Annotated in this window: 17 protein-coding genes and 1 other annotated feature; of the genes, 12 read left to right on the top strand and 5 right to left on the bottom strand. The window is 55.7% G+C overall.

The genetic code is table 11. The annotated features are described in order from the left end of the window. Positions 1 to 19: 19 nt before the first annotated feature. Positions 20 to 1,213 (bottom strand): multidrug efflux RND transporter periplasmic adaptor subunit AcrA, encoded by a 1,194-nt coding sequence (gene acrA / locus ACMYSP_RS06920; RefSeq protein ID WP_434586118.1) that lies wholly within the window; start codon positions 1,211 to 1,213, stop codon positions 20 to 22. A 142-nt stretch (positions 1,214 to 1,355) separates the two neighbouring features. Here acrA and acrR point away from each other — a divergent pair, with 142 nt between their 5' ends. Then, positions 1,356 to 2,006 carry a multidrug efflux transporter transcriptional repressor AcrR gene (gene acrR / locus ACMYSP_RS06915; protein ID WP_434586117.1) on the top strand — a complete coding sequence of 217 codons (651 nt, stop codon included), beginning with the start codon at positions 1,356 to 1,358 and terminating at the stop codon, positions 2,004 to 2,006. A 133-nt stretch (positions 2,007 to 2,139) separates the two neighbouring features. Further along, entirely contained in the window at positions 2,140 to 5,484 is a 3,345-nt protein-coding gene (gene mscK / locus ACMYSP_RS06910; RefSeq protein WP_434586116.1) for a mechanosensitive channel MscK, read from the top strand. Between the two features lie 75 nt (positions 5,485 to 5,559). Here mscK and rsmS read toward each other — a convergent pair whose 3' ends face one another. Beyond that, a complete protein-coding gene (gene rsmS / locus ACMYSP_RS06905; protein WP_434586115.1) occupies positions 5,560 to 5,724 on the bottom strand; it encodes a pleiotropic regulatory protein RsmS in 165 nt (54 codons plus the stop codon). A 14-nt stretch (positions 5,725 to 5,738) separates the two neighbouring features. Continuing rightward, a complete protein-coding gene (gene priC, locus ACMYSP_RS06900) occupies positions 5,739 to 6,266 on the bottom strand; it encodes a primosomal replication protein N'' (protein ID WP_434586114.1) in 528 nt (175 codons plus the stop codon). 69 nt (positions 6,267 to 6,335) lie between these two features. Here priC and ACMYSP_RS06895 point away from each other — a divergent pair, with 69 nt between their 5' ends. From ACMYSP_RS06895 to ACMYSP_RS06855, 9 genes are all read left to right on the top strand, one after another. Next, positions 6,336 to 6,713, top strand: coding sequence for a DUF454 family protein (locus ACMYSP_RS06895; protein WP_434586113.1), 378 nt, complete (start codon positions 6,336 to 6,338; stop codon positions 6,711 to 6,713). Positions 6,714 to 6,863: 150 nt separating this feature from the next. Next, the gene (gene apt / locus ACMYSP_RS06890; RefSeq protein ID WP_004129935.1) at positions 6,864 to 7,415 is read left to right on the top strand and encodes an adenine phosphoribosyltransferase; all 552 of its coding nucleotides are present in this window, start codon (positions 6,864 to 6,866) and stop codon (positions 7,413 to 7,415) included. A gap of 239 nt (positions 7,416 to 7,654) precedes the next feature. Further along, the gene (gene dnaX / locus ACMYSP_RS06885) at positions 7,655 to 9,583 is read left to right on the top strand and encodes a DNA polymerase III subunit gamma/tau (protein WP_434586112.1); all 1,929 of its coding nucleotides are present in this window, start codon (positions 7,655 to 7,657) and stop codon (positions 9,581 to 9,583) included. Next, positions 8,913 to 8,977: a sequence feature (DnaX frameshifting element), on the top strand. (Overlaps the previous gene by 65 nt.) Before the next feature lie 57 nt (positions 9,584 to 9,640). Next, positions 9,641 to 9,973 (top strand): YbaB/EbfC family nucleoid-associated protein, encoded by a 333-nt coding sequence (locus tag ACMYSP_RS06880; RefSeq protein ID WP_004858807.1) that lies wholly within the window; start codon positions 9,641 to 9,643, stop codon positions 9,971 to 9,973. Further along, positions 9,973 to 10,578, top strand: coding sequence for a recombination mediator RecR (recR, locus tag ACMYSP_RS06875; protein WP_004858810.1), 606 nt, complete (start codon positions 9,973 to 9,975; stop codon positions 10,576 to 10,578). The genes ACMYSP_RS06880 and recR overlap by 1 nt, the downstream gene beginning before the upstream one ends. A gap of 111 nt (positions 10,579 to 10,689) precedes the next feature. Beyond that, complete coding sequence (gene htpG, locus ACMYSP_RS06870; RefSeq protein ID WP_434586111.1) at positions 10,690 to 12,564, top strand: molecular chaperone HtpG; 1,875 nt, start codon at positions 10,690 to 10,692, stop codon at positions 12,562 to 12,564. A 211-nt stretch (positions 12,565 to 12,775) separates the two neighbouring features. Continuing rightward, positions 12,776 to 13,420, top strand: a complete 645-nt coding sequence (gene adk, locus ACMYSP_RS06865) for an adenylate kinase (protein WP_174508259.1) — start codon at positions 12,776 to 12,778, stop codon at positions 13,418 to 13,420. Between the two features lie 127 nt (positions 13,421 to 13,547). After that, a complete protein-coding gene (hemH, locus tag ACMYSP_RS06860; RefSeq protein ID WP_434586110.1) occupies positions 13,548 to 14,510 on the top strand; it encodes a ferrochelatase in 963 nt (320 codons plus the stop codon). 63 nt (positions 14,511 to 14,573) lie between these two features. Then, positions 14,574 to 15,878 carry an inosine/guanosine kinase gene (locus ACMYSP_RS06855; protein WP_434586109.1) on the top strand — a complete coding sequence of 435 codons (1,305 nt, stop codon included), beginning with the start codon at positions 14,574 to 14,576 and terminating at the stop codon, positions 15,876 to 15,878. A gap of 106 nt (positions 15,879 to 15,984) precedes the next feature. On the opposite strand, the gene ybaL is transcribed toward ACMYSP_RS06855, so the two are convergent. After that, entirely contained in the window at positions 15,985 to 17,661 is a 1,677-nt protein-coding gene (gene ybaL / locus ACMYSP_RS06850) for a YbaL family putative K(+) efflux transporter (protein ID WP_434586108.1), read from the bottom strand. Between the two features lie 351 nt (positions 17,662 to 18,012). Then, on the bottom strand, positions 18,013 to 19,233 hold the full coding sequence (locus tag ACMYSP_RS06845) for an MFS transporter (protein WP_434586107.1): 1,221 nt from the start codon (positions 19,231 to 19,233) through the stop codon (positions 18,013 to 18,015). A 163-nt stretch (positions 19,234 to 19,396) separates the two neighbouring features. Here ACMYSP_RS06845 and ushA point away from each other — a divergent pair, with 163 nt between their 5' ends. After that, positions 19,397 to 21,049, top strand: coding sequence for a bifunctional UDP-sugar hydrolase/5'-nucleotidase UshA (gene ushA / locus ACMYSP_RS06840; protein ID WP_434586106.1), 1,653 nt, complete (start codon positions 19,397 to 19,399; stop codon positions 21,047 to 21,049). The last annotated feature ends 139 nt before the right edge of the window (positions 21,050 to 21,188 follow it).

The following is a 21,188-nucleotide window of genomic DNA, read 5'->3' as shown; positions in this document are numbered from 1 at the left end:
TTAACGGCTCCTGTTTAAGTTAAGACTTGGTTTGTTCTGACTGTGCGTTACTGGCAACTTGCTGTTTATCGTCAGAGCTCACTTCCTGCGCTTTTACCTGCACGCCTGGTTTTACTTTTTGCAGCCCGGTAACGATCACGCGATCGCCGGATTTCACGCCGCTGGTCACCAGCCATTTATCGCCGATTGCCTGCGTTGCGTTGACCTGGCGGGTTTCAACTTTATCGCCTTCACCCACCACCATCACGCTGGCATCGCCACGTGGTGTACGGGTGACGCCCTGCTGTGGAACCAGCAGCGCATCCGGGTTGGTGCCTTCCTGGAGACGAGCACGCACGAACATACCTGGCAACAGCGTGTGGTCCGGGTTCGGGAAGACAGCACGTAAAGTGATTGAACCGGTTGTCTGGTCAACGGTGACATCGGAAAACTCAAGCGTACCGGCTTGCGGATACTCAAGCCCATCGCTGGTCACCAGTTCGACTTTGGCTTTGCCGTTTTCTTGTTTCAGCGTGCCGTTTGTCAGCTCTTGGCGCAGACGCAGGAAATCGTTGCTCGACTGAGTCACGTCAACGTAGATCGGATCCAGCTGCTGAACGGTTGACAGGGCGGTGGTTTGACCGTTCTGCACCAGCGCGCCTTCGGTGACCGCGGATTTACCAATGCGGCCGCTGATCGGCGAAGTCACTTTGGTATAAGCCAGGTTAATACGTGCAGTTTCTACCGCGGCTTTCGCGGCGACAACGGCAGCATTGCTCTGCTGAGCATCGGCGACCGCAGTATCATAGTCTTGTTGACTGATGTACTTGGTGCCAAGCAGCTTCTGGTAACGTTTAACGGTCAGCTGAGCGATATTGGCCGCCGCTTGTGCTTTGGCTAAATCGCCTTTCGCACTTTCATAGCTGGCCTGATAGGTCGCGGGGTCAATCTGATAGAGAGACTCGCCGGCCTTGATGTCGCCACCTTCCGTAAAGTTACGTTTCAGAATAATACCACTTACCTGAGGGCGGACTTCTGCAATACGGTAGGCGCTGGTACGGCCCGGTAGCTCAGTGGTGATTTGCAGAGGTGCGGATTTGAGCGTCACTACACCGACTTCCGGCATATGCTGAGCCCCTTGCTGAGCCGGTTTGTCGTCACATCCTGTTAGCGCTAAGCTGCCTGAGAGCATCAGAACGACCGCCAGAGGCGTTAACCCTCTGTTTTTGTTCATATGTAAACCTCGAGTGTCCAATTTCAAATTGTTCAGTGGCTCAAACGACCACAAACCCACTACTGTGTTTCTATTATGGTCATGCTATGGTACATACATTCACAAATGTATGTAAACGTAACCTCTGTAAACTCATCAACCTATGGCACGAAAAACCAAACAACAGGCACTTGAAACCCGGCAACACATCCTGGATGTGGCTTTGCGTTTGTTTTCGCAGCAAGGCGTATCATCTACCTCGTTAGCAGCAATTGCAAAAGCTGCCGGGGTGACGAGGGGGGCTATCTACTGGCATTTTAAGAATAAATCAGATTTATTTAACGAAATCTGGGTGCTGTCGGACGCAAGTATTAGCGATCTTGAAGTTGAGTATCGGGCAAAATTCCCCAGCGATCCACTCTCTGTTGTCCGTGAGATCTTAGTTTATATCCTTGAAGCTACGGTGACAGAAGAGCGTAGACGACTGATGATGGAAATTATATTCCATAAGTGCGAATTCGTTGGTGAAATGGCGGTAGTGCAAAACGCACAACGCAGCTTATGTCTTGAAAGCTACGACCGCATCGAACATACACTCCGTGAATGTATTGCAGCCAAACTGCTGCCCGCCAATCTGCTCACCCGTCAGGCCGCTGTTTTAATGCGCAGCTATCTCTCCGGCCTGATGGAGAACTGGCTTTTTGCGCCAGACTCTTTCGATCTCAAAAAAGATGCGCGTAACTATGTTTCTATTCTTTTAGAAATGTACCAGCTCTGTCCTTCGCTTCGAGAGCCAGCGGAAATTAAGAATTAACTGAGCTGGTAGAACGAAAAAGGTGGTTTTTTGCTGCTGCTGACTGCTATTCGCGCGGTGGCAGAAGTGCTATTCTGCGCGCTGTAACGATCCCCGGTATTCTCCGGCTTTTGCAACCACTCGTGCTAACACTATGCTGCATACTATTCGTAGGCGGAATGCTACTTCCGCGTTTGTCATTCTACTGTTGTTATTTGTTGGCTGCCTTAGCATTAATCAGGCCCAGGCTGCTGATGTTCCCGAACGTTCTGATGTTCAGAATCAACTTAATACCCTGAATAAACAAAAAGAACTGACTCCGCAGGATAAGTTGGTTCAGCAAGACCTGGTTCAAACGCTTGAAGCACTCGATAAAATCGAGCGGATTAAGGCCGAAACTACCCAACTACGCCAGCAGGTGGAACAAGCGCCAGCGAAGATGCGTCAGGCGGTCGACAGCCTCAACGCACTCAGCGATGTGCCTGACGATGAGGCCACGCGCAAAACGCTCAGTACGCTCTCTTTGCGTCAGCTTGAATCGCGGGTCACTCAGACTCTGGACGATCTCCAGACCGCCCAGAACGACCTGGCAACTTACAACAGCCAACTGGTCTCCCTGCAAACGCAGCCGGAACGTGTGCAAAACGCTATGTATTCGGCGTCCCAGCAGCTCCAGCAAATACGTAACCGGCTCAATGGTACTTCTGTTGGCGAAGAGGCGTTGCGCCCGAGCCAGCAGGGATTGCTGCTGGCACAGCAGGCTTTGCTGAATGCGCAGATCGAGCAACAGCGCAAGAGCCTCGAAGGAAACACGGTCCTGCAGGATACCCTGCAAAAACAACGTGATTACGTCAGCGCCAACAGCAACCGCCTGGAGCATCAGCTGCAGCTGTTGCAAGAAGCAGTCAACAGTAAACGCCTGACGCTAACGGAAAAAACGGCTCAGGAAGCGGTGACTCCCGATGAGACAGCACGTATTCAGGCCAACCCGCTGGTCAAGCAGGAGCTGGAGATCAACCACCAGCTCAGCCAGAAGCTGATCTCGGCGACGGAAAACGGCAACCAGCTTGTGCAGCGTAACATTCAGGTCAAAAACTGGCTCGATCGGGCGCTGCAATCTGAACGCGATATCAAAGAGCAGATTTCCGTCCTCAAAGGGAGCCTGCTGCTGTCCCGTATTCTCTACCAGCAACAGCAGACGCTGCCGTCGGCTGATGAGCTGAGCGATATGACCAACCGGATTGCCGATCTGCGTCTGGAGCAATTTGAAGTCAACCAGCAGCGTGACGCGCTGTTCCAGAGCGACAGCTTCGTGGCCAAACTGGAAGAGGGGCACAGCAATGAGGTGACGCCAGAGGTGCATGACGCGCTGCTGGACGTCGTGGATATGCGCCGTGAGCTGCTCGATCAGTTTAATAAGCAGCTCGGCAACCAGCTGATGATGGCGATTAACCTGCAGATCAACCAGCAGCAGTTAATGAGCGTCTCCAGCAACCTCAAAGCGATCCTCACCCAGCAGATTTTCTGGGTAAACAGTAATAAACCGATGGACTGGGACTGGATTAAATCCTTCCCGGAAGCGCTGAAAGGGCAGTTTAAGGCGATGAAAATCACCGTAAACTGGGAAAAAGCCTGGCCTGCGGTGTTTGTTGCCTTCCTTGCGGGCCTGCCATTGTTGCTGATTGCCGGTGTTATTCGCTGGCGTCTGCAGTGGTTGCGTAACTACCAGGCTAAGCTGGCGTCGCAGGTCGGGCAGTTGCGTAACGATACGCAACTCCATACACCGAAAGCGATTCTGATCGACCTGATCCGCGCATTGCCGGTGGTGCTGCTGATTCTGGCTGCGGGTCTGATTCTGCTGACTATGCAGCTGAATATCAGCGAACTGCTGTGGGCCTACAGTAAAAAACTGGCCTTGTTCTGGCTGGTGTTTGGGCTGTGCTGGAAGGTCCTGGAAAAAGACGGTGTGGCGGTCAGCCACTTTAATATGCCTGCCCAGTTGACCAGCCACTGGCGCCGACAGATTGTCCGCGTGAGCCTGGCGCTGTTGCCGCTGAACTTCTGGTCGGTCGTGTCTGAGCTGTCGCCGCTGAACCTGATGGATGATGTGCTGGGGCAGTTCGTTATCCTGATGAACCTGCTGCTGATTGCGGTGCTGGTGTGGCCAATGTGCCGCGAGAGCTGGCGCGATAAAGAATCACACAGCCTGCGCCTGCTCACCGTCACCGTGCTCTCGATTGTGCCGGTTGCGCTGATGGTGCTGACGGCGACGGGTTACTTCTATACCACCCTACGCCTTGCGGGCCGCTGGATTGAAACTGTCTATCTGGTGATGCTGTGGAATCTGCTGTACCAGACCGTACTACGTGGCCTGAGTGTTGCCGCGCGGCGTATCGCCTGGCGCCGTGCGCTGGCCCGTCGTCAGCACCTGGTAAAAGAGGGGGCTGAAGGGGCCGAGCCGCAGGAAGAACCGACGATTGCTCTGGAACAGGTTAACCAACAAACGCTGCGTATTACCATGCTGGTGATGGTCGCTTTGTTTGGCGTGGTGTTCTGGGCGATTTGGTCCGATCTGATTACCGTGTTTGCCTATCTCGATAGTATTACGTTGTGGCATTACAGCGGGACCGAAGCGGGCGCCAGCGTGGTGCGTAACGTGACGATGGGCAGCCTGCTGTTTGCCATTGTCGCGTCGATGGTCGCCTGGGCGCTGATCCGCAACTTACCGGGCCTGCTGGAAGTCCTGATCCTCTCGCGGCTGAATATGCGCCAGGGGACATCCTATGCGATTACCTCGATTATGAACTACGCGATCATCGCCATCAGTGCGATGACGGTGTTCGGCGCGCTGGGGGTTTCCTGGGATAAATTGCAATGGCTGGCGGCGGCACTCTCCGTTGGTCTGGGGTTCGGCCTGCAGGAGATTTTCGGGAACTTCGTTTCCGGTCTGATCATCCTCTTCGAACGCCCGGTGCGCATCGGCGATACGGTGACGATCGGCACCTTCTCGGGTACCGTCAGCAAGATCCGTATTCGCGCCACCACTATTACCGACTTCGACCGTAAAGAGGTGATCATCCCGAACAAAGCGTTTGTGACCGAGCGCCTGATCAACTGGTCGCTGTCCGATACCGTGACGCGCGTGGTGATCCGTCTTGGGGTGGCGTATGGATCCGATCTCGATAAGGTGAAAGAGGTGCTGCTGCAGGCAGCGCACGAACACCCGAAAGTGATGCAGGAGCCTGCGCCATCGGTATTCTTCACCACTTTCGGCGCAAGCACGCTGGATCATGAGCTGCGTTTGTACGTGCGTGAACTGCGCGATCGCAGCTACACGGTGGACGAGCTGAACCGGGCGATTGACCGCCTGTGCCGGGAGAACAATATTAATATCGCCTTCAACCAGCTGGAAGTGCATCTGCGTAATGAAAAAGGTGATGAGGTGACCGAGCTGAAACGGGAAGTCAAAGGCGACGATCCGTCACCGGCTATCGGTTAAGGTACGGCAGATTGACGATCGACAGGGGCGGCCAGAGAGCCGCCCCGTTGATGACTGGCGTGGGTTAGCGTCGTTTCATTCGCTGGTCTGGGTGCCTGACTGGCTTAGTTTAGTTTCATAATCACGTTTGATTATCTCCAGCGCACCCAGCACCGTCTGCGCCGGGATCTGGTTCTCTTCGAGCAACATAATCAAATCAACGGCCAGCTTGACCTCATCCGGGGCGGTTTCCAGGGACATTACGTTTCCTTTTGTTAGCGCGTTATACGTGCCAGTACGGCTTCTATTTTTTCCAGTGCATCGCGACAGCGCGCCAGACGTCCGGCATAGGCGTCCACCTCTTTTGCCAGGCGCTGTTGGTCCTCAAGCGTTGTCGCTTGCGCCAGTTGACGCTGGCGATCGTTTCGCATCGCCAGCAGCCGACGTTCATACTCCTGATGCTGTAATCGCCGCCGCTGCCAGCGTTGCAGTCCTGGGGATGCGCTATCCCATTGACGCAGGGACCACGTTGCCGCCTCACGATTCAGGGCGGCGATTTGCGCGACCAGCCGTTCCGCCAGCCAGCTCACCTGCGGCAGCTGCTGGTTCTCTACTGCCTGGCGCAGCTCAGCAAAATGCTGTTGCGCCTCCTCAAGACAGGCCTGCATCAATGTACTGCGGGTACGAAACAACTGGCGATCGAAACGGGCGCTGAGCGTTGCATGCTGCGCCAGCGGTGCAAGCTGTACCGCCAGCTGAGCCAGCTGATTTTCCAGCGTTTGTAAAAGCCGGGTTGTTTTCAATGAACTCCTCCCTACCTCGATAAACAACTGTGCTACAGTAGCCATCTCTGCTTGATAACGATTCGCATTATGCCACGTATTATTTTAATCATCATTGGCTGGCTGGCGGTAGCCCTGGGGACGCTGGGCATCTTTTTGCCTTTGTTGCCAACCACGCCGTTTATTCTGCTGGCGGCCTGGTGTTTTGCCCGTTCATCACCGCGTTTTCACCACTGGCTGCTGTATCGTTCCTGGTTTGGCGGCTATCTTCGCCACTGGCAGCAGTACCGTGCGATGCCGCCTGGCGCCAAGCCGCAGGCGATAGTCATGATACTGCTGACCTTTGCCCTTTCGCTGTGGCTGGTTAAGCTTACATGGGTGCGCATCTTGCTGCTGGTGATACTGACCTGCCTGCTGATATTTATGTGGCGCATTCCGGTGGTTGATGCAAAGCAACAAAAGCACTGATGCACAATAATGAAGGTTGCAATTGTCGCTGACAGACAGTAAATTCTGGCGTTTTCGAGCGCGGGCATGCCTGGTCAAAGGTTGAACAAATGTTTCTTTGGCCCATTTTGCACGCCCGTGAGTAACACTGTTTTAATCAGGCATAAACTTATGACCGCAACTGCACAGCAGCTTGAATATCTGAAGAACAGCATCCAAAGCATCCAGGACTACCCGAAGCCTGGCATCCTTTTCCGTGATGTCACCAGCTTACTGGAAGACCCGAAAGCCTATGCGCTCAGCATTGAACTTCTGGCCGAGCGTTATAAAGACGCGGGTATTACCAAGGTGGTTGGGACCGAAGCGCGTGGTTTCCTGTTTGGCGCCCCGGTTGCGCTGGCGTTGGGTGTGGGCTTTGTGCCGGTACGTAAACCCCGTAAGCTGCCGCGTGAAACCATTGCCGAGAGCTACGAGCTGGAATACGGCACCGATCAGCTGGAAATCCACGTTGATGCGATCAAAGCCGGTGATAAAGTGCTGGTGGTCGACGATCTGCTGGCAACCGGTGGCACCATTGACGCTACGGTGAAGCTGATCCGCCGTCTGGGTGGCGAAGTGCATGATGCGGCCTTCATTATCAATCTGTTCGATCTGGGCGGCGAGCAGCGCCTGGAAAAACTGGGTATCAATTGCTATAGCCTGGTTCCTTTCCCGGGCCACTAAGAGCCTGCACATTAGACTATTTTGCTTGTCATGTTGAACCTGGGCAGTGCTCGAAACCCTCACGTACTTACGGGTACGCTCCGGTTTTTCCGCGCTGTCCGTGTTCAAACTGCCTGCGCCAATGACGTCTACTGGGACAGGCTCGAAGCATTTCCAGATACATAGCCTCGCCGATCGGGCGGGGCTGTGATAGCATGACCCCCTCGTGATTTCACCTTCCAGCGTTTCAGAGCCAGCCCATGAGTTATCAGGTCTTAGCCCGTAAATGGCGCCCACAAACCTTTGCTGACGTCGTCGGCCAGGAACATGTGCTGACCGCACTGGCGAATGGCTTATCGTTAGGGCGCATTCATCACGCTTATCTCTTTTCCGGCACCCGTGGCGTAGGGAAAACCTCGATCGCCCGCCTGCTTGCGAAAGGATTGAACTGCGAAACCGGTATTACCGCCACGCCGTGCGGTGTGTGCGATAACTGCCGGGAAATAGAGCAGGGGCGCTTTGTCGATCTGATTGAGATCGATGCCGCCTCTCGAACCAAAGTCGAAGATACCCGCGACCTGCTGGATAACGTCCAGTACGCGCCGGCCCGTGGCCGCTTTAAGGTCTATCTGATCGACGAAGTCCATATGCTGTCGCGCCATAGCTTCAACGCGTTGTTAAAAACGCTGGAAGAGCCGCCGGCGCACGTCAAATTCCTGCTGGCGACCACCGATCCGCAGAAGCTGCCGGTGACGATCCTGTCGCGCTGCCTGCAGTTCCACCTGAAGGCGCTGGATGTCGAACAGATCCGCCATCAGCTTGAGCATATTCTCGGTGAAGAGCAGATTGCCTTTGAATCCCGCGCGCTGCAGCTGCTGTCGCGTGCGGCGGACGGCAGCCTGCGCGACGCGTTAAGCCTGACCGACCAGGCGATTGCCAGCGGCGATGGCCGCCTGACGGCGGAATCAGTCAGTACCATGCTGGGTACGCTCGACGACGATCAGGCGCTGTCGCTCATTGAAGCGCTGGTGGCTGCCGATGGCGAACGCGTTATGGCAGGCGTGAACGATGCTGCTTCCCGCGGCGTTGAGTGGGAAGCCTTGCTGGTTGAAATGCAGAGCCTGCTGCACCGCATTGCGATGGTTCAGCTGTCGCCTTCGGCGCTGGGCGCGGACATGGCCGCCATTGAACTGCGTATGCGCGAACTCGCGCGCACCGTACCGCCAACTGATGTCCAGCTATACTATCAGACGCTGCTCATCGGCCGTAAAGAGCTGCCCTATGCGCCAGACCGACGCATGGGCGTGGAAATGACGTTACTGCGTGCGCTGGCGTTTCATCCGCGCACGCCGCTGCCAGAACCCGAGGTGAAGCCCGCTCCGGCGATACCTGTCGCCCCGGCGCAGGCGGCAGCACAGTCAGCCCCTGCCGGACAGCCGCAACCGCCGCAGCCGTCACCGCAGAATTTGCCGCAAACCACCAGTCAGGTGCTGGCGGCCCGCAGCCAGCTGCAGCGTGGTCAGGGAGCACCCACACCAAAAAAGAGTGAACCGGCAGCCGCATCCCGCGCGCGGCCGGTGAATAATGCTGCGCTGGAGCGCTTAAGTTCGATTACCGAGCGCGTGCAGGCGCGTCCTGCCGTCGCGGCGGTACAGGAAAAAACACCGGCTAAAAAAGAAGCCTATCGCTGGAAAGCGACCACCGTCGTCGAAACCGTGAAAGAAGAGGTGGCGACGCCGAAAGCGCTGAAGAAAGCGCTGGAGCATGAAAAAACGCCGGAGCTGGCGGCTAAGCTGGCGCTGGAAGCCGTCGAGCGCGATAGCTGGGCGGCAGAGGTCAATCAGCTTGCGGTACCGAAGCTGGTAGAGCAGGTGGCGCTGAACTCCTGGAAAGAGCAGGAGGGGCAGCGTATTTGCCTGCATCTGCGTCCGAGCCAGCGACACCTGAATTCCGCCGGTGCACAGCAAAAGCTGGCCGAAGCGCTTGGCATATTGTACGGTTCACCGGTTGAACTGACCATCGTAGAAGACGATAATCCTGCGATGCGCACGCCGCTGGAGTGGCGGCAGGCAATTTATGAAGAGAAGCTCGCGCAAGCGCGCGAAGCCATTATTGCGGATAACAACATTCAGACGCTGCGTCGGTTCTTCGATGCGGACCTGGATGAAGAGAGTATTCGCCCCATTTGATTGCAAGTTTGACTTGTGGTCAGCATCCTTAACGATGACCTACTGAGAGAGAAGCCTATGTTTGGTGGAAAAGGCGGCCTGGGTAACCTGATGAAACAGGCCCAGCAGATGCAAGACAAAATGCAGAAAATGCAGGAAGAGATCGCCCAGCTGGAAGTCACCGGTGAATCCGGTGCCGGTCTGGTTAAAGTGACCATCAACGGTGCACACAACTGCCGTCGCGTGGAAATCGACCCGAGCCTGCTGGAAGACGACAAAGACATGCTGGAAGACCTCGTGGCTGCGGCATTCAACGATGCGGCACGTCGCATTGAAGAGACCCAGAAAGAGAAGATGGCGTCCGTCTCCTCCGGTATGCAGCTGCCGCCTGGCTTTAAGATGCCATTCTGATGCAAACCAGCCCGCTGTTAACTCAGCTTATGGAAGCATTGCGCTGTCTGCCGGGCGTTGGCCCGAAGTCAGCGCAGCGCATGGCGTTCACGCTGCTTCAGCGCGATCGTAGCGGCGGGATGCGTCTGGCGCAGTCGTTAACGCGTGCAATGTCGGAAATCGGCCACTGTGCCGATTGCCGTACTTTCACCGAGCAGGAAGTGTGCAATATTTGCAGCAACCCGCGCCGCCGTGAAAACGGGCAGATCTGCGTAGTAGAAAGCCCCGCAGATATCTACGCGATTGAGCAGACCGGGCAGTTTTCGGGCCGCTACTTTGTCCTGATGGGCCACCTGTCACCACTCGACGGGATTGGGCCGGATGACATCGGGCTCGATCGTCTGGAACAGCGCCTGCGTGACGAATCGATGCAGGAAGTGATCCTCGCCACCAACCCCACGGTGGAAGGTGAAGCGACCGCCAATTATATCGCCGAGCTCTGCGCGCAGTATGGCGTGGAAGCCAGCCGCATTGCCCATGGCGTCCCCGTCGGTGGCGAACTGGAAATGGTCGATGGCACCACGCTGTCCCACTCCCTGGCCGGGCGACATAAGATTCGTTTTTAACCAAACGGAGGCGCTTTTCGGGGCCTCCGCTTGAAAATGTCTCCTCCCGTCCCCATCTCCCCTTCATCGGTTTTTTTACCATTAACAATGGCATTGTTGAGGTTGATTTAGATGAAAGGACAAGAAACTCGTGGTTTTCAGTCAGAGGTTAAACAGCTTCTGCACCTGATGATCCATTCTCTTTATTCCAATAAAGAAATTTTCCTGCGTGAACTGATTTCCAACGCCTCCGATGCGGCTGACAAGCTGCGCTTCCGCGCGCTGTCCCAGCCCGACCTGTACGAAGGTGACGGTGAACTGCGCGTGCGCGTTTCGTTTGATAAAGACAACCGCACCCTGACCATCGCCGATAACGGTATCGGGATGAACCGTGATGAGGTTATCGATCACCTTGGGACCATTGCAAAATCCGGGACCAAATCGTTCCTCGAATCAATGGGCTCCGACCAGGCCAAAGACAGCCAGTTGATTGGTCAGTTTGGCGTCGGCTTCTACTCGGCGTTTATCGTGGCGGATAAAGTCACCGTGCGTACCCGCGCGGCGGGCGATAGCGCAGAAAACGGCGTGTTCTGGGAGTCAGCCGGTGAAGGCGACTACACCGTGGCCGATATCACCAAAGCCGATCGCGGTACCGAAATTACCCTGCACCTGCGTGAAGGCGAAGATGATTTCCTGAACGACTGGCGCGTACGTTCGATCATCAGCAAATACTCCGACCACATTGCGCTGCCGGTAGAGATCGAAAAACGTGAAGAGGTTGACGGCGAAACCGTGATCTCCTGGGAGAAAATCAACAAAGCCCAGGCGCTGTGGACCCGTAATAAGTCGGAAATTAAAGACGACGAATACAACGAATTCTATAAACATATTGCCCATGACTACAGCGACCCGCTGACCTGGAGCCACAACCGTGTGGAAGGCAAGCAGGAGTACACCAGCCTGCTGTATATCCCTTCCCAGGCGCCGTGGGATATGTGGAACCGCGATCATAAACACGGTCTGAAGCTGTACGTGCAGCGCGTCTTCATCATGGATGAAGCCGAGCAGTTTATGCCGAACTACCTGCGCTTTGTCCGTGGCCTCGTGGACTCCAACGATCTGCCGCTCAACGTTTCGCGTGAAATTCTGCAGGACAGCAGCGTCACCCGCAACCTGCGTACCGCGCTGACCAAGCGTGTGCTGCAGATGCTGGAGAAACTGGCGAAAGACGACGCTGAAAAATATCAGACCTTCTGGCAGCAGTTCGGTCTGGCGTTGAAAGAAGGCCCGGCGGAAGACAATGCGAACCAGCAGACTATCGCGAAGCTGCTGCGTTTTGCGTCTACTCATACCGACTCCTCCGCGCAGACCGTGTCGCTGGAAGAGTATGTCTCCCGCATGAAAGAAGGGCAGGAGAAGATTTACTACATCACCGCCGACAGCTATGCGGCAGCGAAGAGCAGCCCGCACCTGGAGCTGCTGCGTAAGAAAGGGATCGAGGTCCTGCTGCTGTCTGAGCGCATCGACGAGTGGATGATGAGCTATCTGACCGAGTTCGATGGCAAAGCCTTCCAGTCAGTCGCGAAAACCGACGAGTCGCTGGAAAAACTGGCCGATGAGGTGGATGAAAGCACCAAAGAGGCAGAAAAGGCGCTGGAGCCGTTTGTTGACCGCGTGAAAACCCTGCTGGGCGAGCGTGTGAAAGAGGTCCGTCTGACGCACCGTCTGACCGATACCCCGGCCATCGTCACCACTGACGCGGATGAAATGAGCACCCAGATGGCGAAGCTGTTTGCCGCTGCGGGCCAGTCTGCACCGGAAGTGAAGTACATCTTTGAACTGAACCCGGCGCACCCGTTGGTGAAACGCGCGGCGGATACTCAGGAAGATGCCCGGTTCAGCGAGTGGGTTGAGCTGCTGCTCGATCAGGCTCTGCTGGCGGAGCGCGGTACGCTGGAAGATCCGAACCAGTTTATTCGCCGCATGAATCAGCTGCTGGCATCGTAATTTCCCTGCCGTTTGCCCTCAGCGGCCCCGACTCATCAGAGACGCGGGCCGTTGAGGGCCACTTCTCTAATCATCTAAAATCTGCCTTTCAGGCAAAATAAACCCTCCATTAACCGTTTCAGCCGCTCCGCCTTCCTTGAGCCTTCTGCGTTCTGGTGGTATGGTTTAGCGTTTTTGAAAAATTGAATCGACTTTTGAGGGGATTTTCGTAATGCGTATTATTCTGCTTGGCGCTCCGGGCGCGGGTAAAGGAACTCAGGCTCAGTTCATCATGGAGAAATACGGTATTCCGCAAATCTCTACCGGTGACATGCTGCGCGCTGCTGTGAAATCTGGCTCTGAGCTGGGTAAACAGGCGAAAGACATCATGGACGCAGGCAAGCTGGTGACCGACGAACTGGTTATCGCGCTGGTGAAAGAGCGTATCACTCAGGAAGATTGCCGTAACGGCTTCCTGCTGGACGGTTTCCCGCGCACGATTCCGCAGGCTGACGCCATGAAAGAAGCGGGTATCGCGGTTGATTTCGTGCTGGAGTTTGACGTACCGGACGAGCTGATCGTCGATCGCATCATCGGTCGTCGCGTACATGCGGCTTCTGGCCGTGTTTACCACATCAAATTCAATCCGCCGAAGGTGGAAGGCAAAGACGACGTGACCGGTGAAGACCTGACCACGCGTAAAGATGACCAGGAAGAGACCGTACGTAAGCGTCTGGTGGAATACCATCAGATGACGGCTCCGCTGATCGGTTACTATCAGAAAGAAGCTGAAGCGGGCAACACCCAGTACGCGAAAGTAGACGGCACCAAAGCGGTTGCTGAAGTCCGCGTAGAACTGGAAAAAATCCTCGGTTAATCCCGTTGGTTCTCATCCTGCCCCGGCGGGATGAGAACACCTCTCATTCTACCTTTTTCTATGATTGGTTCCGTTTAGCGCCATTTCAGCTACAATTGTCAGCGATTCAAATGGTTAAGAGGCGGTAATGCAGCAGACGAAAACAGGTATCTTGTTAGCCAACTTAGGCACTCCCGATGCGCCCACGCCCGATGCGGTGAAGCGCTACCTGCGACAGTTTCTCAGCGACACGCGCGTGGTGGATACGCCTCGTCTGCTGTGGTGGCCGTTACTGCGTGGCGTGATCCTGCCGCTACGTGGACCACGGGTCGCAAAACTATATCAATCGGTATGGATGGAAGAAGGCTCTCCGCTGCTGGTCTACAGCCGCCGGCAGCAGCAGGCGCTGGCCGCACGTCTGCCCGACACGCCGGTGGCCTTGGGCATGAGCTACGGCTCACCTGCGCTGGAAAGCGCGGTGGATGAACTGCTGGCACAGGACGTAGAGCACATCGTGGTGCTGCCAATGTATCCGCAATACTCCTGTTCCACCGTGGCGGCGGTGTGGGATGAACTGGCGCGCATCCTGGCCAAAAAGCGGGCGATTCCGGGCATCTCGTTTATTCGTGATTACGCCGATGACACCAGCTACATCAAGGCGCTGGCGGAAAGCGTTCGCGCCTCGTTTGCGCTGCATGGCGAGCCTGATGTATTGCTGCTTTCCTATCACGGTATTCCCCAGCGCTTTGCCCATGAAGGGGATGTTTATCCGCAGCGCTGTCGCGATACTACGCGTGAACTGGTGTCGGCGCTGGGTCTCTCTCCGGACCGCGTAATGATGACCTTCCAGTCGCGCTTTGGCCGCGAACCGTGGCTGACTCCCTATACCGACGAGACCTTAAAAATGTTGGGGGAGAAGGGGGTCAAACATATTCAGGTTATCTGTCCGGGCTTTGCTGCCGACTGCCTCGAAACGCTGGAAGAGATTGCCGTACAGAATCAGGAAATCTTCCTGGAAGCGGGTGGGCAGAAATATGAATATATTCCGGCGCTCAATGCCAATGACGCGCATATCGAAATGATGGTGAACCTGACGGCGGCGTATCGCTGATCGTGCGTGGCACGGGGAATATGCTATTATTCCCCGCTTGTCCACAGCCACTAAATCACCACTATGAAATTTCCCGGTAAACGCAAATCCAAACACTATTTTCCCGTTAACGCGCGCGATCCGCTGCTGCAACAAATTCAGCCGGAAAATGAATCTAACATCGCCTGGGTGGTGGGTATCGATCAAACGCTGGTCGATATCGAAGCGAAAGTCGATGAGGCGTTTATCCTGCGCTATGGCCTGAGTGCCGGCCACTCTCTGGTGATTGAAGATGACGTCGCCGAAGCGCTGTATCAGGAACTGCTCCGCGATAACCTGATTACCCATCAGTTTGCCGGTGGGACGATCGGCAATACCATGCACAACTATTCCGTGCTGGCGGATGACCGCTCGGTGCTGCTCGGCGTCATGTGCAGTAACATTGAAATCGGCGGCTACGCCTACCGCTATCTGTGCAACACCTCAAGCCGTACCGACCTGAACTACCTGCAAGGGGTGGACGGGGCGATTGGTCGCTGTTTTACCCTGATTAGCGATGCTGGCGAACGCACCTTTGCTATCAGCCCGGGTCACATGAATAAGCTGCGCCCGGAAAGCATCCCGGAAGCGGTGATTGCTGGCGCCTCCGCGCTGGTCCTGACCTCTTATCTGGTGCGCTGCAAGCCGGGTGAGCCGATGCCGGATGCCACGATGAAAGCCATCGAGTATGCCAAAAAGCATGACGTGCCGGTGGTGTTGACGCTCGGCACCAAGTATGTGATTGCCGATAACCCGGAATGGTGGCAACAGTTCCTGACGGAGCACGTCTCCATTCTGGCGATGAACGAAGAAGAGGCGGAAGCGTTAACCGGCCTGTCCGATCCGTTGCTGGCCTCCGATAAGGCGCTGGAGTGGGTGGATCTGGTGCTGTGTACCGCGGGACCAGCGGGCCTGTATATGGCTGGTTTCACGGAGGAGGAAGCCCGGCGTAAAACCCAGCATCCGCTGCTGCCAGGGGCGATTGCCGAATTTAACCAGTTTGAATTTAGCCGCGCGATGCGCCATCAGGATTGTGAGAACCCGCTGCGGATCTACTCGCATATTGCACCCTATATGGGCGGCCCTGAGAAAATCATGAATACCAACGGCGCCGGTGACGGCGCACTGGCGGCGCTGCTGCATGACATTACGGCTAACAACTATCACCGTAATAATGTCCCGAACTCCAGCAAGCACAAGTGTAAATGGCTGACCTACTCGTCGCTGGCGCAGGTGTGCAAATATGCTAACCGGGTGAGTTATCAGGTCCTGAACCAGCATTCGCCGCGCTTAAGCCGTGGGCTGCCGGAACGGGAAGACAGCCTGGAAGAGGCATACTGGGAACGTTAAGTGCATAGTCCCCTCGCCGGGCTGGAGGGGAACTACAGGGACAGACATCCTTTGCGCAAGCGCCTCTCCGTTCTGGAGAGGCCTGCTAAGACGCCATAAATAATTGTTACCCGGTGACCACTTCACCTGCTGGCGGCGTTTCCAGCAGCAACAGCATCGCGCGGGCAATTTCTCGCTCGCCCATGACCACCTGATTCGCCCCACGTTCGGTAATATAGTCCACTTCATCATCGTAATGGGCGCGGGCAATAATTTCGATGTTCGGGCATTTCTCTCGCGCTGAGGCGACGATCTCTCCGGCCTCATAGCCGTTAGGTATAGTCAGCAGCAGCCAGCGGGCGCAGTCTAGGTGCGCCAGGTTCATGATCTCTTCATTGGCGGCATTGCCCAGCACCGCACGGATACCCCGTGCGCGCAGCTCGTCCACCCTGGTGCGGGAGGTTTCGATCACCACCAATGGGATCCCCTGCGCCATCAGTTTTTCACCTAACAGACTCCCGACGCGCCCGAAGCCGACCAGCAGCGCGTGGTTGCATATATCAACCGGAATTTGTTTCTCTTCTTCGAGAACTTCTTCGAGGGTTTGCTCGTCGAGAGTTTCGGTTTTATCGAGGTATTTTTCCAGCAAGGTGAACAGCACCGGGTTGAGCATGATCGAGATAATCGCCCCGGCCAGCACCAGGTTTTGCCCGGCCTGCGGCAGCAGATCCAGCGCCATGCCAAGCCCGGCAAGAATAAAGGCGAACTCACCGATTTGCGCAAGGCTGGCGGCGATAGTCAGCGCGGTGCGTGGCGAGTGGCCGAACATCCGCACCAGGAAAAAGGCGGCGACAGACTTACCGAAGATAATGATCGCCAGCGTTGCCAGTACCGCCAGCGGTTGTTCCAGCAGGATCATCGGGTCGAACAGCATGCCGACGGAGACGAAGAACAGTACCGCAAAGGCATCACGCAGCGGCAGCGTATCGTGCGCGGCGCGGTGGCTGAGTTCGGATTCATTCAGCACCATGCCGGCGAAGAAGGCACCGAGCGCAAAGGAGACGTCGAATAGCTCAACTGCCCCGAAGGCGATGCCGAGCGCCAGGGCCAGCACCGACAGCGTAAACAGTTCGCGGGAGCCGGTGGCGGCGCTGCGGGACATAATCCACGGCACCAGACGACGGCCCACCAGCATCATAATGGCGATAAAGGCGATCACTTTCCCGATGGTGATACTCATGTCGACGGCCAGCGAAGCCAGGCCGACGTCGCCTTTTTCCGCCATGCCGGCGACGGCGGGCAGCAGAACCAGGGTCAGCACCATCACTAAGTCTTCGACGATCAGCCAGCCGATGGCGATTTGCCCTCGTTGACTGTCAATGAGTTGCCGTTCTTCCAATGCGCGCAGTAGCACCACGGTACTGGCGGTAGAAAGACACAGGCCAAATACGATGCCGGTCATCAACGACCAGCCCAACATGGCTGACAGCGCCATACCCAACAGCGTTGCCACGGCTATCTGGGCAATCGCGCCGGGAATGGCGATGGACTTTACCGCCATCAAATCCTTTAAGGAGAAGTGTAACCCGACGCCAAACATCAGCAAGATGACGCCCAGTTCGGCCAGTTCCGGCGCAAGTTTGGTATCGGCAACGAAGCCCGGAGTAAAGGGACCGGATAACACGCCCGCTAACAGATATCCCACCAGTGGAGAAATACGTAACTTATTGGCAATCATGCCGAAAATAAATGCGAGGACCAGCCCGCCGACAATGGTGGTGATAAGCGGTGTTGCGTGGTGCATTCCGTCTCCTTGTATGTGGTGAGCTAGTCCATTTTCAGGCACTGCATCCGTCAGGCGCCTCTGCGTTCGCTTTGCGCGTTTATCTCAGCCGTATAGTGGAGCTATGCGTCTGGGGAGTCATTCGCCCGCTGCTTTGACTAACCCGAATGATTTTGCGTATAAACCTAAAAACCGAGTAATAGTTTATGACAGTTTTGGCTGTTTTGTTTATGAATAATTGTTGAACTGTGCAGAAAAAGGGTATTAGCACGAAAAAAAGCACAGACGGGAAAACGACGACAGATAATACGCACAAGTGCTGATGGTATCAGGGATGATGGCGGCCAAAGTTTCACTTTAGCCGCCGGATATTTAAGATTTATGGCGGTTGTCAGGGAGGAATATCGTCAATATGCCGATAAGTGGCAGGAAAGCACAGATTTTATAGACCAGCTCGATGCTGGTATGGTCCGCTAACAGCCCCAGCACCGCAGCGCCAAGGCCACCCATCCCAAAGGCAAAACCGAAAAACAGACCAGAAACCATGCCAATACGGCCCGGCATCAGCTCCTGGGCATAGACTAAAATAGCGGAAAACGCTGATGCGAGGACAAAACCAATAATCACGGTCAAAATCCCGGTCCATTCCAGCGTGGCATACGGCAAAATAAGGGTAAAGGGTGCGACGCCGAGGATAGAGCCCCAAATAACATATTTACGCCCAATTTTATCGCCGACAGGCCCGCCAATCACCGTGCCTGCGGCAACGGCAAACAGGAAGATAAACAGGTGTATCTGGGCATTCTGGATCGATAATCCGAATTTGTGCATCAGATAAAAGGTGTAATAGCTGCTAATGCTCGCCATATAGAAATATTTCGAGAAAATCAGCATCAGCAGGATCCCGACCGCCAGAATCACCTTGTTCTTTGGCAGCGGGCTGGCGACGATGGTCTTTGGTTTACCTTTATTCATTTGGTGCTGCGCGGCATACCAGCGGCTGACTTGCAGCAGCACCACGATAGCCAGCAGCGCGGCCAGAACAAACCATGCGACGTTGCCTTTACCGTACGGGGCGATAATCACCGCGGCCAACAACGGACCCAGAGAGCTACCGAAGTTACCGCCCACCTGGAACAGCGACTGCGCCAGCCCGTGACGACCGCCGGAGGCCATGCGTGCTACGCGTGACGACTCCGGGTGGAACACCGAAGAGCCGATACCCACCAGCGCGGCAGCGAGCAGCACCATCCCAAAACTTCCCGCCAGCGCCAGAAGCACCAGACCACAAAGCGTGAAGCACATGCCGACGGGTAATGACCACGGCATCGAGTGTTTATCGGTCCAGTAGCCGACCACCGGCTGCAGCAGCGAGGAGGCCAGCTGGAAGGTCAGGGTGATCATGCCGATCTGCACGAAGGTCAGGGAAAATTCCGACTGTAGCAGCGGGTAAATCGCCAGAATCAGCGACTGGATCATATCGTTAAGCAGATGGGAAAGGCTGATAGCCCCCAGAATTCCAAACGACGTGCGTGCTTTTTGCGGCGCAGCAGCGGGGCCGGATAAGGGTTGGATAGTCTGATTCGTCGCCATAGGTTCACTTAGAGAGTGTTAGTGTGGATGCAGGTGTAATTATTATCTGACTAACATACCTGCCCCTAAGGTTTGAAGGAAGTCTCAATTCGGAAAACATATTTGTCAGGGGATGTAACTCGCTATACTTTCAGCACTTGTTTATTGAGTCAGGGAGAGAGAGATGCATTTTTTAAAACGAAGCGTGGCGCTGGGGTTACTCGCCGCGCTGTCGCTGGGAAGCTTGTCTGCACAGGCTTACGAGCAGGATAAAACCTATAACATCACCATCCTGCATACCAACGATCACCACGGCCATTTCTGGCGAAGTGATTACGGGGAGTATGGTCTGGCCGCGCAAAAAACGCTGGTGGACGGTATTCGCAAAGAAGTGGCGGCAGAGGGTGGGAGCGTCCTGCTGTTATCCGGCGGCGATATTAATACCGGCGTACCGGAGTCAGATCTGCAGGACGCCGAACCGGATTTTCGCGGCATGAACCTGATTGGCTATGACGCGATGGCGGTGGGTAACCATGAATTTGATAACCCGCTCAGCGTGCTGCGCCAGCAGGAAAAGTGGTCTAAATTCCCGTTCCTTTCTGCCAACATCTACCAGAAAAGCACCGGCGAGCGTCTGTTCAAACCCTGGGCGCTGTTTAAACGCGGCGGACTGAAAATTGCGGTCATTGGCCTGACGACCGATGACACGGCCAAAATCGGTAACCCGGAGTATTTCACCGACATTGAATTCCGCAAGCCGGCGGATGAGGCCAAACTGGTTATCCAGGAGCTGCAGCAGACTGAAAAACCGGATGTGATCCTGGCGACCACCCATATGGGCCACTATGACAACGGGAATCACGGTTCGAATGCCCCGGGCGATGTCGAAATGGCCCGCAGCCTGCCGGCGGGATCGCTGGCGATGATCGTTGGCGGTCATTCTCAGGATCCGGTATGTATGGCGTCGGAGAATAAAAAGCAGGTCGATTATGTGCCGGGAACGCCGTGCGCGCCGGACAAGCAGAACGGCATCTGGATCGTTCAGGCCCACGAGTGGGGTAAATACGTGGGCCGCGCTGATTTTGAGTTCCGCAACGGCGAAATGAAGCTGGTGCACTATCAGCTGATCCCGGTCAACCTGAAGAAGAAGGTTACCTACGATAACGGCCAGAGCGAACGGGTGCTTTATACGCCGCAAATTGTGGAGAACCCGCAGATGCTGTCACTGCTGACGCCGTTCCAGAATAAAGGCAAAGCGCAGCTACAGGTGAAAATCGGCAACGTTAACGGGCATCTGGAGGGCGATCGCAGTAAGGTTCGTTTTGTGCAGACCAATATGGGGCATCTGCTGCTGGCGGCACAAATGGCGCGCAGCAATGCTGATTTTGCCGTGATGAGCGGGGGCGGTATCCGTGATTCCATCGAGGCCGGAGACATCACCTATAAAGATGTGATGAAGGTGCAGCCGTTTGGCAACGTGCTGGTGTATGTCGATATGAACGGCCAGGAAGTGATGCAGTATCTGACGGCAGTGGCGCAGATGAAGCCGGATTCCGGCGCCTATCCGCAGTTCGCTAACGTTAGCTTCGTGGCGAAAGACGGCAAGCTCAATGATCTAAAAATTAAAGGTGAACCGGTCGACCCGGCGAAGACCTACCGTATGGCGACGCTGAGCTTCAACGGGACCGGCGGTGACGGTTATCCGCATATTGATAGCAAACCTGGCTACGTCAATACCGGGTTTATCGATGCCGAAGTCCTGAAAGAGTATATCCAGAAGAACTCGCCGCTGGATGCGGCAGCGTATGAGCCGAAAGGTGAGGTGAGCTGGCAGTAACGCCGGAGGCACTTCCCGGTGGCGCTGCGCTGACCGGGCTACAGGCCTGTGCGGTTTTGGGTTTTGTCGCCCGGACACGGCGCTTGCGCCGCCTCCGGGAATGCCCCGGTGGCGCTGCGCTGACCGGGCTACAGGTCTG

Source organism: Klebsiella sp. R390, assembly GCF_051131745.1.
GTDB lineage: Bacteria > Pseudomonadota > Gammaproteobacteria > Enterobacterales > Enterobacteriaceae > Klebsiella.
Note: the sequence above shows the minus strand (reverse complement) of the source record. Positions and strands in the feature narration are given on the sequence as shown.